Origin of the sequence: Chryseobacterium carnipullorum (genome assembly GCF_900142785.1) — a bacterium.
GTDB lineage: Bacteria > Bacteroidota > Bacteroidia > Flavobacteriales > Weeksellaceae > Chryseobacterium > Chryseobacterium carnipullorum.
Window position 1 is genome coordinate 345,096 of record NZ_FRCD01000002.1, and the last position, 12,640, is coordinate 357,735.

15 protein-coding genes are annotated in these 12,640 nt (G+C 32.7%); 3 read left to right on the forward strand and 12 right to left on the reverse strand.

Translation table 11 applies throughout. The features are described 5' to 3' along the window. Positions 1-38: 38 nt before the first annotated feature. The 10 genes from BUC06_RS03760 to BUC06_RS24345 form a co-directional block, all read right to left on the reverse strand. Positions 39-740, reverse strand: a complete 702-nt coding sequence (locus BUC06_RS03760; protein ID WP_073329917.1) for a hypothetical protein — start codon at positions 738-740, stop codon at positions 39-41. A gap of 143 nt (positions 741-883) precedes the next feature. Next, positions 884-1,435: an HD domain-containing protein gene (locus BUC06_RS03765; protein WP_073329920.1), complete on the reverse strand. Its 552-nt coding sequence runs from the start codon at positions 1,433-1,435 to the stop codon at positions 884-886. A 1-nt stretch (position 1,436) separates the two neighbouring features. Further along, the gene (locus BUC06_RS03770) at positions 1,437-2,288 is read right to left on the reverse strand and encodes a metallophosphoesterase family protein (RefSeq protein ID WP_073329923.1); all 852 of its coding nucleotides are present in this window, start codon (positions 2,286-2,288) and stop codon (positions 1,437-1,439) included. A gap of 130 nt (positions 2,289-2,418) precedes the next feature. Then, entirely contained in the window at positions 2,419-2,805 is a 387-nt protein-coding gene (locus BUC06_RS03775) for an SMI1/KNR4 family protein (protein ID WP_167367399.1), read from the reverse strand. Positions 2,806-2,896: 91 nt separating this feature from the next. Further along, positions 2,897-3,853, reverse strand: coding sequence for a Kelch repeat-containing protein (locus tag BUC06_RS03780; protein ID WP_139263280.1), 957 nt, complete (start codon positions 3,851-3,853; stop codon positions 2,897-2,899). Between the two features lie 160 nt (positions 3,854-4,013). Beyond that, positions 4,014-4,283, reverse strand: coding sequence for a hypothetical protein (locus tag BUC06_RS03785; RefSeq protein WP_139263282.1), 270 nt, complete (start codon positions 4,281-4,283; stop codon positions 4,014-4,016). A 61-nt stretch (positions 4,284-4,344) separates the two neighbouring features. Further along, on the reverse strand, positions 4,345-5,190 hold the full coding sequence (locus tag BUC06_RS03790; protein ID WP_073329932.1) for a hypothetical protein: 846 nt from the start codon (positions 5,188-5,190) through the stop codon (positions 4,345-4,347). An 85-nt stretch (positions 5,191-5,275) separates the two neighbouring features. Next, positions 5,276-5,410, reverse strand: a complete 135-nt coding sequence (locus tag BUC06_RS24265) for a hypothetical protein (RefSeq protein WP_262487910.1) — start codon at positions 5,408-5,410, stop codon at positions 5,276-5,278. A 23-nt stretch (positions 5,411-5,433) separates the two neighbouring features. Then, positions 5,434-5,565, reverse strand: coding sequence for a hypothetical protein (locus BUC06_RS24270; protein ID WP_262487911.1), 132 nt, complete (start codon positions 5,563-5,565; stop codon positions 5,434-5,436). Between the two features lie 378 nt (positions 5,566-5,943). After that, positions 5,944-6,261: a SymE family type I addiction module toxin gene (locus tag BUC06_RS24345; RefSeq protein WP_317041428.1), complete on the reverse strand. Its 318-nt coding sequence runs from the start codon at positions 6,259-6,261 to the stop codon at positions 5,944-5,946. On the opposite strand from BUC06_RS24345, the gene BUC06_RS03800 reads away from it, so the two are divergent. After that, positions 6,221-6,439, forward strand: a complete 219-nt coding sequence (locus BUC06_RS03800) for a helix-turn-helix domain-containing protein (protein ID WP_073329937.1) — start codon at positions 6,221-6,223, stop codon at positions 6,437-6,439. The genes BUC06_RS24345 and BUC06_RS03800 overlap by 41 nt on opposite strands. A gap of 204 nt (positions 6,440-6,643) precedes the next feature. Here the strand turns inward: BUC06_RS03800 and BUC06_RS03805 are convergent, their stop codons facing one another. Next, a complete protein-coding gene (locus tag BUC06_RS03805) occupies positions 6,644-7,165 on the reverse strand; it encodes a hypothetical protein (RefSeq protein WP_073329939.1) in 522 nt (173 codons plus the stop codon). A gap of 940 nt (positions 7,166-8,105) precedes the next feature. Between BUC06_RS03805 and BUC06_RS03810 the strand changes: the two genes are divergently transcribed. After that, positions 8,106-8,366: a helix-turn-helix domain-containing protein gene (locus BUC06_RS03810; protein ID WP_073329942.1), complete on the forward strand. Its 261-nt coding sequence runs from the start codon at positions 8,106-8,108 to the stop codon at positions 8,364-8,366. 156 nt (positions 8,367-8,522) lie between these two features. Further along, complete coding sequence (locus BUC06_RS03815) at positions 8,523-11,408, forward strand: SIR2 family protein (RefSeq protein ID WP_073329944.1); 2,886 nt, start codon at positions 8,523-8,525, stop codon at positions 11,406-11,408. A gap of 154 nt (positions 11,409-11,562) precedes the next feature. Here BUC06_RS03815 and BUC06_RS03820 read toward each other — a convergent pair whose 3' ends face one another. Further along, positions 11,563-12,462, reverse strand: coding sequence for an alpha/beta hydrolase family protein (locus tag BUC06_RS03820; RefSeq protein ID WP_073329946.1), 900 nt, complete (start codon positions 12,460-12,462; stop codon positions 11,563-11,565). Positions 12,463-12,640 lie beyond the last annotated feature (178 nt).

The window sequence follows — 12,640 nt, forward strand, 5'->3', positions numbered from 1 at the left end:
TGTTTTTTAATGGGGGAGATGTTTTTAGGAAAAGTTATTTATTTACCAAATAATTTTTTCCAGAAACCTCCTTCTTTGGATTTACTATATTGTTCACTGAAAAATGGTGTCGGAATATTGATGTCACCGGTATCTTTTGTCAGATTTTTAATTCCATTATACAAAGGATGTTCATTTTTTGTAATGGTGGATACTGAGGTCAGAGGATAAAATCTTTCAGAGGCATCCATTCCAACCGGGAAGTTTGTTCTTTTTAACCAAAAAGGTTCCAGCAAATCACTTATAGGCTCCATGTGTATTTTATCATCAAAACTTTTTCTTGCTTTTTTGATAAAGTCTTCATCCCAGTTTGAGGTGACGCGCTCAAAATATTTTAAGCTTTTTGCAGGGATGTGCAGCAGGAAAATCTGAGTTTTATCTCCGAGTTTATAGATGTCAAGAACTTTGAAATAGCTGTCAAGATTTAAACAGCAATGACCAAACCTTTCATTGTCCGGATTTACTTCATAGAGTTTTGCTGCTTTTGCAGAAGCAATTAAAAATCGGGTATTAAATTTTATTCCACCGCCTCTGACACTTACGTCAAGAAAAAATCCATTTCTGATGAGTTGGTCTTTCGTGAATTTTTCAGCGACAGAAGGTTTTAAATCGCAGTCTTTATAGTATAATGTGGCTCCCGGATAGGTCCAGTTTGTTATTTCTTCATTGTTTTCAAAAAGACCGTTTTCTATTGGTGTCATAGGTTTTGTTTTATAGGTGCGTCAATGGTTAATAAGGCGTAGCGGCAATTGGAGAAAGTACATTCTGAAACCATAAAATCAAGATAAGGAAAAGACGTTTAGCTTATCCAAAACCACGATGGATCCGATGCGTTGTTTGCTCATTATTTATCAGGATAAATCTCAATTTTTTCTAATAGTCTTTTTGCTAAATAATCGTTGCCATCTTTCAAATGCTCATAAATAATTTTGGCCTCTTCAAGATATTTTTCTTTCTTCGATGGGTTCCAATAATAGGGTGGTGCATATAAATTACAGATTCTATCGGCCATTTTTACGGCCCAGACTTCTTTTGGCTGTGCTTTTATCCGTTCCAGGCTATCTTTCATCTGCAGCTTCTTTTCAAGAGTCGTGTTTTTTGTCAATGCCAAAACACCTGCCTGAACCTGTTGTCCATATTCTTTTTCCAGATCTTCTGTACTAAAGTCTGTATCTTCTATTGTATCATGTAAAAGTGCGCATTTGATGGCAAGCCCTGCATTGAAGTCAGATGTATTTTTAGCCGCATTCATGATTTCAAATACAACGCTCCCAATGTGGTTGATGTATTCAATTTTTTCGCCTTGCTTTTGTCCTCCATAGGTTTGTCCGCTATGCAGGATACTTATTTTTTGCCATATTTTTTGCAAATCGTCAATCGTAAAAATGTCGTTCATTTTAGTTATAAGTTTTCCAATTATATTTTGTCATTGTATTGGTCAGTTTTTGGTCAACTATTTCAATGCTTAATTCTTCGTTTTCTTTTGTCAGTATAATCATACAGCCCTTTTCTAAGATTCCATTTTCATTAAATTCCAGTTCTTTTATTTTTATGGACTGTGTTATCCCATTAAAATCTGTTTCCTGTTTAAAAGGTTCTCCCGTATGTCCATAAAAATGATAATGAAAAATGATATTGTCCAGAACCTCTCTGATTTCAGACATTCCATAGCCTCTTTGGCTACTGTCATCCTTGTCATGAGTGATTAAGAGATCAAATACATCTTTTGTTTTAAGCAGTTTCCTGATTTCCTTTCGTTCATACTCCTGAATAAATCGCTTTTCTGTTCTTCCCTTCCTGTCCCCAATTCTTCCAATACCAACAAAAGTTAAAACTTCGTTTTTCGTTTTTAGTTCCTGTATGAAGCCCGATTTACAGACAAAAACTTTTCCGTAAATATCAATAGGAAACAGGCTGGTTTGAGAATTATCATTTTCCAGATTGTCTAAAAAATCGTGGTCTTCATGGTTTCCACGAACACAAATCATCTTGATATTGAGTTCATCTAAAAATGATTTGATATTTGGATTTACTTTGGTAAAGTCGTCATGAAATCCCAATTCATCCCTGTCATATTGGGCGTGTTTTACAGTGGCTTTGTCCAGATTGTCGATGCGAGGATAGGCTCCCATATCTCCACATTGCAAAATAAAATCAACGGTATTACCCGTTTCTTTTTGGTATAGATCAACCAATTTGAAAGGCAATAGTATTTTACCATGTATATCAGAAAAAATGGCTACTCTCATGTTGTATATTCTTGTTTCTTAAACCGCCAAGACGATCCGGAAGTTTCCGTACTTCAAAGGATGTTTTAAAAATACTGTTTTTATTATATTGATCAAAATTGAGATTTTTTGCGGAGCAAGCAGGATGATCTCAATACAAAATGTCTGCATCCGAATTGATCAGAAATAGGGCTTCAAGAAAAGTTTCTGCTATCAACTCAGGGATTACACCAGAATTTTTAAACACCCCTTTTTGTCCTTTCACAAATCCAATGTGATGTGAATTGATTAAATAATCCGCAAACACAATGAAGCTCTTGTTACTCTCGTTATGATACTCTTCCACAATTCTCGTCAATGGCCAGATCGAAAACATATTTTTTGTCCAGTCCCAATCTGCGAAGCCGTCCAGTGTTAAGTAAAACGCTTTAAAATCGTTTGGAAACTGAAACTCAATAATTTTTTCTGTTGCTTTAATTAAATCTATGGTTGCAGGTGGGCTGAGTTTGATATGTTGCTCAGTCCATAATTTTATCATATTATCTGGAGATATTGGGTTCATTCTGTTGCAGGAGATATGAATTACTTTCCCGGTTTTTGGATATTCTTCAATCTTCAGAATTTTAGAGTTAATTTTTCTTCTCCGGGACGGGTTTGTCTGCATTGGCAGAAAGTACACTTTCATTAATATCTGCCACCTGTATGCTTTTAATCGCTGAGCTGGTGAGAGCGGTTGTACTTCCACCAATGATGTATAGTTTATTGTTGTATACTTCCGCTGCAGCATGTCTTCTGGGAATCATATTGGATGATAGCTGATGGAGCTTATTGGTTGTCGTGTCAAAATAGGCCAGGAAAGATTGATTATTAAAACCACCTGCAATAAAGATCTTATGACCGGATACCGCTAATGAGTGTCCGGATATGCCAACAGGCATGGTGTACTTATCAATCCAAACATTAGTCTTGAAGTCGTAAACATTGATCAGGCGGGAGGGAGTTCCGTTAAACCCACCAATGACATAAAGCTTATCATTAACAATTTTGCCTTTGGCTTCTCTGGCTGTGGGCATATTGGGTAATGGGTTCCAGGTATTGGAAGCAATATCATAATACTGGAATTTATTGGAAAATACAGTGGTTGCAGCTCCATTGAGGCCACTGCCACCAAATACATATATTCTGCCGTTATGGATTGCTGAGCCTGAGTTTCCTGTGTAGGAATGATTAACCGCCCCCTGCGTTACTGTATTGGTTGCAAGGTCCACAATTTCAAGATGGCTGTTTCCCCAACCGTTAAAAATATAAATTTTATTATTGTATGTCTCCGAATTAGCAAATCTTTTTGGAAGCAGGGTAGAATTGAGAATACTCCAACGGTTATCGGTAATACTATATTTCTCAACATATTTTGCATCACTTGCTTTTTCATGATACCCATTGCTCACATAGATATTGTCATTCACGATTACACTGGTTATGGCACCTCTGCCTGCAGACATATTGGCGAGATTTTTAAATTGAAGTGTCTGTGCGTGAGCTGATAATGAGCTCAGGAATGAAAGAAGTAATAATTTTATTTTCAATTGTTAAGATTTAATGTTTGGTTTTAATTCTATTAAGAATTCGATATTTTTTAGTACAGAGTATCAATAGAAAATTGAGCTTCATGGATTGGGGAAAGTTTAAGAAATTTCTTTGGTACTTTTTCAATTCCGAGAACCTGAAAAGCACCATTGATTGTTATTAAGTAATAAAGTCATATCCAATTTCTTTTAATCCTTTAAAATCCTGTTTTGATCCCCTTTGGATTAGAATACCGTCTTCATTAAGTTCTTCCAGAATATATTTTAGTTTTAAAATCAGTGCCTTATTTTCAAGGAGGAAGTGATGCTCAGAAACAGGAAAACCAAATTTTTTTAAAATTGAAACAGGAGTTACTACAAATTTCTTTTTTGACATTTGTAATTTTAGAAATTCAAGTATTTTGATTTTGTCTAATTCTTCTAACTGCACCATTTTATTTACAATTAAATTTTATTGCTAAACCGAATAGGATATCAGCACGAAGTACTCTCTAAAATTTCGTCTCAAAACCTTTTCGCAAAGCTTTTAATTCAGGTTCTGTTAGGTTCCTTTCATTAATCTCCTCCCAGAGTAACTTTGCTTTGTTGAGTTCTGTTATCCCAGTTTTTTTAACAGCAGCTCCCCACATCAATATGGCAAAGTCTTTTTTGTTATACATGATTCCGTCAAAGTTTATAAAAGCACCTTCATATTTTTCCACCGTATTTTTGAAGTCTAACTTTCCTCCCTTAGATTCCGATTTAATATAGTTTTCAATACTAGAATTTTCATCATCTTGATTGTCAATGAATTTTTCCTTCACAATATTTTTCACTTCCTCTATTACATCATTGTATTTTAAAACCTGAAAATCTTTATTATTAAATTTTAAAATACCATTATTGATGATTGCTTTAGTTTTATTGAAGTCTGCTAATTCTTTTGCCCTGTTTTCTGTTATTCTGCCCTTTAGTTTTGAAGGAATTTGAAAACTTTCATTTTTGTTGGGAATGACTACATTATAAAAAAACGAATCATCTTCTTTTTTAGGAATCAGCATCAGCATTCCTTTAACATTTCCCTTATCAACTACCATAAAATAGTAAGAGGGTAGGTTACAAGAGAAATTCCAATAATTATCTAACGTTGGGTTTTCACTGATGAAAACTGATGACTGCTTATTATCAATATTATCTTTAATGGTGTAATAATTTGAAATTATTTCAACATTTTCAAAACTGAAATTTTCTATTTTTTCACTGTTAAATATTGGGTTTCCATTTTTGTCGAGCTGTGCGTATAGGTTTGAACCCGTTAGAAAAATCGAGAATATGAATATGAGTAATGGTCTTTTCATCGCTAGTTGAATTATTTGGTTTAGCTTACAAATTTAAGCATTACATTGTTAGTATAAATTCCCGTGTCAGCGTAGGGTAGTTCTATTATTTATACAATTCTTTTTCAATAAAATTATTATTTTTCTTAAAACTTTTCTTTGCCCACTGTTCTTTTCCTTTAATGAGATCTTGTTTTGTGAGCGGACTTCCAGTTGCATCAGAAAATAAGGTTTCTGACATTTCTGAAGAATTGTGCATGATCTTTATATTCTTTGCAGGGTCTTTTTTATAGAGCCATTTTTATAATAAACTTTCAGATATTTTTCAGAACTATTGATGACATTAAAATCTATTTCATTTTCAAAATAATCTTCATATTTCATTTCAAATTCCATGATGTTTTTTTATAATGATGCACAACACCCGAATGTACGTATTGCGACCCTATAAATATAGATAAATTGTATTAATCCTGCAGAGTTCTACTGAAATTACATCACGCTTTCCAAGGCTGTTTATGATCGGTCACAAGCGGCGGAAGTCTCAAACACTGATGTTTGTTATCAAATACGCTGTACGGAAGTCTCCTGCAAGTTGTAGGAGACCACGGGAGGGCTCCGTTGGTTCCCACCAATAGTGATTGTCATCAAATGAGGTGTCCGGAAGTCTTCCGCAGGTTGCGGGAAACCAACGGAGGACTCCGGCGGGGGCAAACAATAGGGGTTGTAACTCAATATGATCTATAAGTAAAAGTTGATGATACAATTCTTATTTCACGATTTATCAAGCGTGATTGTCAGTTTGTTTTTCTTTAGTTGTATGTTCACCATTTGGCCTTCTTTAAACCCCAGCTTATAAAGCCATTTTCCCTTGAGACGGATCTCCGGAACAGTTTTCATTTTGTACGTGCCTGTCTGATATCTTGTATGGATTTTAAGTCTTCTTGAATTAATTATTGTCATATAATTATATGACAAATGTATTGTGAAATTTTGAATTGTCAATCTTTTATATGACAAATTTGTCAACAAATTAGCTGACATTTGATTTATGACCAGAGTGAAGTTAAAGATAGAATTGGGTAAGCACATTGTTATACTTCGTCAGCAGAAGGGCTGGAGCCAGGCTGATCTTGCCCGTGCGTGTAATAAAGACCGTCAGGCTATTGAAAAGCTGGAAAACGGTAAAGTAAATCCCACCCTTTATACTTTGCTTGAAATAGCCAATGCATTGGAAGTTTCTTTGCCGGAGCTGGTGGATTTAGGTTGATGTATGGATGGTTATAATTTGAAATTGCAACCTGACTAAGAATACACCCCAAAGAGTTATTTGATATTATTTTGATTTTGAAGAATACTATTCTGAATTAGATAAATAAAATAAGCTCCGAAGCGTATAGACTTCGGAGTTTGTTTTAATGGCTCAGAGTCAGGAGACTTTGCGCAGCGGGGTACAATTATTAAACTAATGATATTACTTTGCCTTCCTTTGAAGAATGAGGTGCGCGGCATCCAGCATTTTAATCAGATGGATGTAGGGATTCACGATATTTCTTTCCGGGAGATTGTCGTAGATTCCCAGTGAAAAATAGACCATTCCGGACATGAAATAGTCAAATTCTTTGATGCTGTACTCTTTGAATGCTTTTTTAAAGACCAACATCGGATTTTGGTATTCTTTCTCTGAAAGTAAGCCCAAAACCAACGGAGAAACATCTTCCAACTGAGTATTAATGGCCCATTTCTTTTCCTTCAGCGTGATGAGATAGCCTGCCCGGACAAACGACTGCATCGACTGCCGAAAATGAAAGATAGCGGACGGATCTTCTTTGATCCAGCTATTCCTTTTTACCGCGTAATTCATAATGCTGTGTAATGTCCTTTTAGAGGCGGCCAGATCATTAAGCTGAAAAAAGGTTTCGATCAGCTGGAGACCGGAGCGTTTCCTGCTGTCTGCCCAAAGATGGGTTTCAAAGTCTGTTTTAATTTTTTTCATGTGTGTATGTTTTATAGGTGACAGAATACATGTGATGTACAATGCTTTTTCTTAACCATTAAGAGCTTTTAAACTTAACTTACCTTAATATCTTCATTTTCCTTAATGGTTTATATTTTTTCATGTAACTGTTTTACTTAAACATTAAGAACTTTTAAGGGTTTAAGAATCATTAAGATCATAGCTGAAGCTATGGATGAAGCGGGCTGCTTCTTCCATCTTTGATGGAACTTAACTTGCCTTATCCTCTTCATTTTTCTTAATGGTTATAATTTTTTGTCATGTAACTGTTTTACTTAAACATTAAGAACTTTTAAGGGTTTAAGAATCATTAAGATCATAGCTGAAGCTATGGATGAAGCGGGCTGCTTCTTCCATCTTTGATGGAACTTAACTTGCCTTACCCTCTTCATTTTTCTTAATGGTTATAATTTTTTGTCATGTTTTTATTGGCTGTAAGGAAGCCCTGACAATTTGCCTGAACTTCTTGTCCATACAAACCAAAAATAACATGATAGAATTTGTGTTTTTATAAAAGCCCTAAAGCCGCAATGGATTGTACACCCCATTGTAACAGATCATGATACTGTATGTGAAAAGCAGGCTTAGAAAAGATGATTGTAGAAAAGCAGAACTGCATAAAATAAAAACGGCATGGAACTCTACAATATCTGTAATAGAGGTACTGGTATACCGTGCAACAGATAAGAGAGCCCACGCCTAGGTCGTGAGCTTCATACTTATCATCTTGTTGCATTAAAAATTACCAGTTTTCTATTACAAGATTCTAAGCAATAGCTTCTATATTTCGTTGAAGTATCGCAAAATTACATCTTCAGATGTAATCTATTGACAAATATAATAAAATTTCTGACATATGGTAATATATTACCATGAAATATTTGATTGAAATTCTAAAATTGCTACTAATTATAAATTAATGGATAGCAAAGACGTTTTAAAATTGTATATGCAAAGTTTTTCTGAACATCTCAAGGAGATAAGAAAGGAAAAATATACTTCTATGGACGCCGTTGCACAAAATTCGGTTTTCGACTCAAGTAATTATAACAAATACGAAAATGGTAAAGGAAATCCGACCATTGAAACCATTCTTAAAATGGCTTCAGCCTTTAAAATTCCGCCTAAGGAATTATTTGATTTTGATTTCGACATAGAAAAGTATAAAATTGATGAATAAATTCTGACGAGAGTTGGGATTTGTTTCTATTACATTCAGCAGACTTTAAGAAGCAGATATGCTTTTATTTGTTTTGAAAATCTAAATATCAAATCGTTTAATATGATTTTTAGGTAAAATCATTATTTTTGTTAAAATGTGAATAATTTATAACTAATGATTGATGAAAATTTGACGAAAGCTATTAGAGATAATAAGCTTGTTCTCTTTATAGGTGCAGGAGCTTCAATACCTTTGAACCATCCTTCATGGAAAGGTTTGATTTCTGGAATTTTAGATGATTTAAATTCAGATTTTTCTGAAAGTTCATCTTTAAATTTTATTAATTTAAAACGTTACTTAAATGATAATATAAAAAGTCCTTTAGAAATTTTAAACATAATAGAAAATGAATCTGATAATGGTGATTTATATAAAACAAAAGCTAAAGAATATGTTCATAAAGTATTGAATAAAATTAATACTGAAAATTCTTTACATTCTAATGTACATAAATTACTTTGGGAATTGTCTTCAAAGATTGTGACCACAAATTATGACCAAATTATAGAGGCTAATATTCCTGATGATCGTACAATTGATGTTTTTGGGAATGAAAATATTTTTATGTCTTTAAAATCTCAAAAAGATAATGCTAAATTTCTATATAAAATTCATGGTGACTTTAAGAATCCAAAGACAATAGTCTTATTTGAAAGTGACTATAAATCCATATATTCAAAAAACAATGCTAACGAAGATGCTATAAGCACATTTTTTAAAAATTATACTCTTTTATTTTTGGGATTTAGTCTTTCAGATCCGTTTATAAATGAACTTTTTACTAAAATAAAAAATCTATATAATAATCATACAATTGCAAATCATTTTATTTTTTCGACAAGTGATACTGGAGATTTTTCGAAATACGATGTAAAGAAAATTTTTATTAATAATTGGGATGATTCTTTAGTTAGTTATTTGAATGAACTTGTTAAAAGTAAAATTGATATAACAAGTAGTATCAAGGATAGTTTAGATACTGATTTATTTGAAAACGATACTGAAAGCATTTTTTTGACTATTAAATATAAAACGAATGAACTTAAGAAAGACCCTGGAAATAATGCTTTAGCTTCTGAAATACACAATCTAAAATCAAAAGTTTACGAACTTTTGTATAAAGATTTAGATGATTTGAACAAAATTGAAGGCTATAAAAATACTCATATAGAAATGCTTTTTGAGGCAATTTATGGAAATGACAATTTAGCAAATGAAACTATTATAGAAATTAATAAAATAAGGAACAATGTAAAAGATTATGCTTGGTATGAAAGAAGCCAATTAGTAAGTTCTTTAGCATGTAGTTTAATTATTTTTAATAGAGCTGATGCTAGTAAAATTTCATTATTGATAGATTTTATTAATGATGGTGAAGAAAAAGTTTGGCAAAGATCACTAACTTATCTAGTTTTAGTACTAAACCATTTAGGACATAAATGGGTGAAATATCCATTTCTTAAAAAAAAGATAGAATTACTAACACTAAATAGTAAAGTACAGCAAGCATGTCAGAGGATAATGGAATATTTATTAGTTTTTGGGGTTGAATCATTTAATTTTTCTGAAAATTTTTTTCGAGAGGAATATTTTCAAAAACCATCTAATTATTTTTTTCCATTCTTTACAGAAAATAATCCTTTACTTGATGGAATTTATGATAATTATACTGGTGATAATATTGAAGAATTCATTAATATTCTTGAAAAAACACCACTGCCAGATTCATTAAAATATCTTTTTTGTAATACAAAAAAGGATGATAGTAAAAGTATTTCAAAACAAAATAAAAAACAAAATAACAATCTTAGAAACCATTTATTTATTAATGAAAATTTTCATCCATATGCAGGTATCATACAAGAATTTGCGAGTTTTTTAATAAATTATCCATCGATCCAGCATAAAAAGTTATTAGATACTCAGATTAAACTTACATCAACACCTCTTAAAGACTATATCTTAAATGAAAAAGAGAAATTTCGTGCTTTAGGTATTTATTTTCTAAAGGAAAAAAATTTGGGACAAGCTATTATAAATTTTAATAAATATTTAGAGTTAGAGCCGAAGGATCATATGATTCTCTATAATTTGGAAACAACTTATATTAGAAATAAGGAGGTTGATAAAGCAAAAGATATTGTCTTTAAAATTAAAGATTTATATCCTACAGATATTGATAACTTATTAAATTTAATTAAGATATATATCGATGAAAAAAAATATAAAGAAGGATTTGAAATTAGTGATGAATGTATCGCTATAAATAAAAATAATGCAGAAGTTTATCATTTACGAGCATGGCTTCTATATAATGAGGGAAATTTTGAAAAGGCATTATCGGAACTAGAAATTTCGAAAGAGCTTAATTACAGAGATAAGGTTGGATTAAATGATACCTTTTCTACTATCCATTTTAGACTTAAAAACTATGAAACTTCTTTAAAATATATTAACGAAGCAATAAAGTTAAATGCTTCGTCTTCCAATATTAAGGATGCAGATTTGTATTATAATAGATCACAGGTATATGAGGCTTTAAATAATTATGGAAATGCAATTAAAGATATTGATTTTGCTATAAGTATTAAACAAGATCCTTTATATACACTTGATAAGATTTTTATTTTATTAAAAACAGGTAATTTAAAAGAATCTAAGCCATTATTTAATAAAATATATTCATCACAAAAGAATAATTCTGAATATTATAATGCTAAAGCAAATTATCACAGATTAGAAGGGAATTATGGTTTAGCACTACAAATGATTGAAAAAGCTATTGAGATTTCAAAGTCAAATGGTGATAATAGTCATTATACTGGAACTATGGCTGCAATTTATAGCTCATTAGGAGATTATCAGAGTTTTTACAAATATTTGGAAGAATCTCTTAATCAAGGTGCTGATGCTGAAGTATTTTTACCGGATATTAAAATAAGGCATCAAGATGATATTCAGTTTAAAGACATTTTGGGAAAATTTAATCAAACAATCTAAAATAATAAAACCGCTCTATTTCTAGAGCGGTTAGTATATTAAATTGCCTCGATCGCTGACAGTTATATCATCCCCGGCATTCCACCTCCCATAGACATAGCAGGTTCAGCGCTCTCCATTTCAGTAATCTGCTTCAAGCATGTTTATCCATGCTTTATTTTGAAGATTTAGATTTTTTAATATTAAAAGCTTTCTGTTGTATCCACTGCACAGCAGTATCAAGAGGAGCCGTCTCATTGCTGGAAGAAGTATTGTGCCCCAGTTTAGGAAAAGAAACATATTCGAAAGGTTTTCCCTGTGCTTTAAGGGTGTTCAATTGTTCTATACACAATTGTACCGGAATCTGTATGTCTTTTTCACCAAAAAGCCAAAGCCCGGGAATTGAAAGGGTACTCAGATAGGTTTTTGGGTCAGTCGCTTCAAATTGGTATTTGTCCGGATCATTTTTGGTATGTTCAATGGCCTCTGCTTCTGTATGATTTTCCCAAAAACTATTGTTTCCATTGGTATAAAACTGAAATCGAAGTTGTTCCAGCGTGGTAATGGTAGGACCGCTAAATAAAACCATAAATTTAATTTGTGGATTTTTGCTTGCCGCCATTGGGATGATCCATCCCGCCTGGCTAAATCCGACTAATCCAATGGGTATTTTTTTATCTTTCAAATAGGTTTGAAATGTTTCTGCAGCTGCATTGGCATCCTGGGCCAATAAAGTAAGATTAGCAGTGTCAATATTATTGGTGCCCACAGAGGGTCCTACATAGACACCACCAGACTTTCCAACGCCGCGTTTGTCGTAGGTGAATACGGCAATGCCTTCTTTGGCAAGACGTTTTGCGAATTCCAGTTCTCTTTTTACCGGATCAGATCCGTGAACAATGACCACTGCGGCAAACGGTTTTTTAGGTTGTAAAATGGAGCCTGCAAGAGTGATACCCTGACTTTCAAACTTTACATCCTGAATGGTAAAGCCGGCCGATTGTGAAAATACCATTTCTGGTAACGCTATTAATAACAGCCAGATAAATAGGGTAGAAAAAAAGTTGGTTTTCATGGGTTATAGTTACTCATCAAATATAATAAAAAACCGCCCTATAAAAATAGAGCGGGTAGTATATTAAATGATCTCATTGAGGCAGTGTCTCACTAACTGTGTAAGTTGAAAAGTTATTCTGGAAAATTTTGAGCCCTTAGAGCTCAAAAAATTTTACGGAAATAACTTTTTATTATTT

Excerpts from the sequence above, each read along its gene's own strand:
- BUC06_RS03760 (WP_073329917.1), bottom strand. The coding sequence starts at position 740 with ATGACACCAATAGAAAACGGTCTTTTTGAAAACAATGAAGAAATAACA.
- BUC06_RS03765 (WP_073329920.1), bottom strand. The coding sequence starts at position 1,435 with ATGAACGACATTTTTACGATTGACGATTTGCAAAAAATATGGCAAAAA.
- BUC06_RS03770 (WP_073329923.1), bottom strand. The coding sequence starts at position 2,288 with ATGAGAGTAGCCATTTTTTCTGATATACATGGTAAAATACTATTGCCT.
- BUC06_RS03775 (WP_167367399.1), bottom strand. The coding sequence starts at position 2,805 with ATGATAAAATTATGGACTGAGCAACATATCAAACTCAGCCCACCTGCA.
- BUC06_RS03790 (WP_073329932.1), bottom strand. The coding sequence starts at position 5,190 with ATGAAAAGACCATTACTCATATTCATATTCTCGATTTTTCTAACGGGT.
- BUC06_RS24265 (WP_262487910.1), bottom strand. The coding sequence starts at position 5,410 with ATGTCAGAAACCTTATTTTCTGATGCAACTGGAAGTCCGCTCACAAAA.
- BUC06_RS24270 (WP_262487911.1), bottom strand. The coding sequence starts at position 5,565 with ATGGAATTTGAAATGAAATATGAAGATTATTTTGAAAATGAAATAGAT.
- BUC06_RS03800 (WP_073329937.1), top strand. The coding sequence starts at position 6,221 with ATGACCAGAGTGAAGTTAAAGATAGAATTGGGTAAGCACATTGTTATA.
- BUC06_RS24345 (WP_317041428.1), bottom strand. The coding sequence starts at position 6,261 with ATGTGCTTACCCAATTCTATCTTTAACTTCACTCTGGTCATAAATCAA.
- BUC06_RS03805 (WP_073329939.1), bottom strand. The coding sequence starts at position 7,165 with ATGAAAAAAATTAAAACAGACTTTGAAACCCATCTTTGGGCAGACAGC.
- BUC06_RS03810 (WP_073329942.1), top strand. The coding sequence starts at position 8,106 with ATGGATAGCAAAGACGTTTTAAAATTGTATATGCAAAGTTTTTCTGAA.
- BUC06_RS03815 (WP_073329944.1), top strand. The coding sequence starts at position 8,523 with ATGATTGATGAAAATTTGACGAAAGCTATTAGAGATAATAAGCTTGTT.
- BUC06_RS03820 (WP_073329946.1), bottom strand. The coding sequence starts at position 12,462 with ATGAAAACCAACTTTTTTTCTACCCTATTTATCTGGCTGTTATTAATA.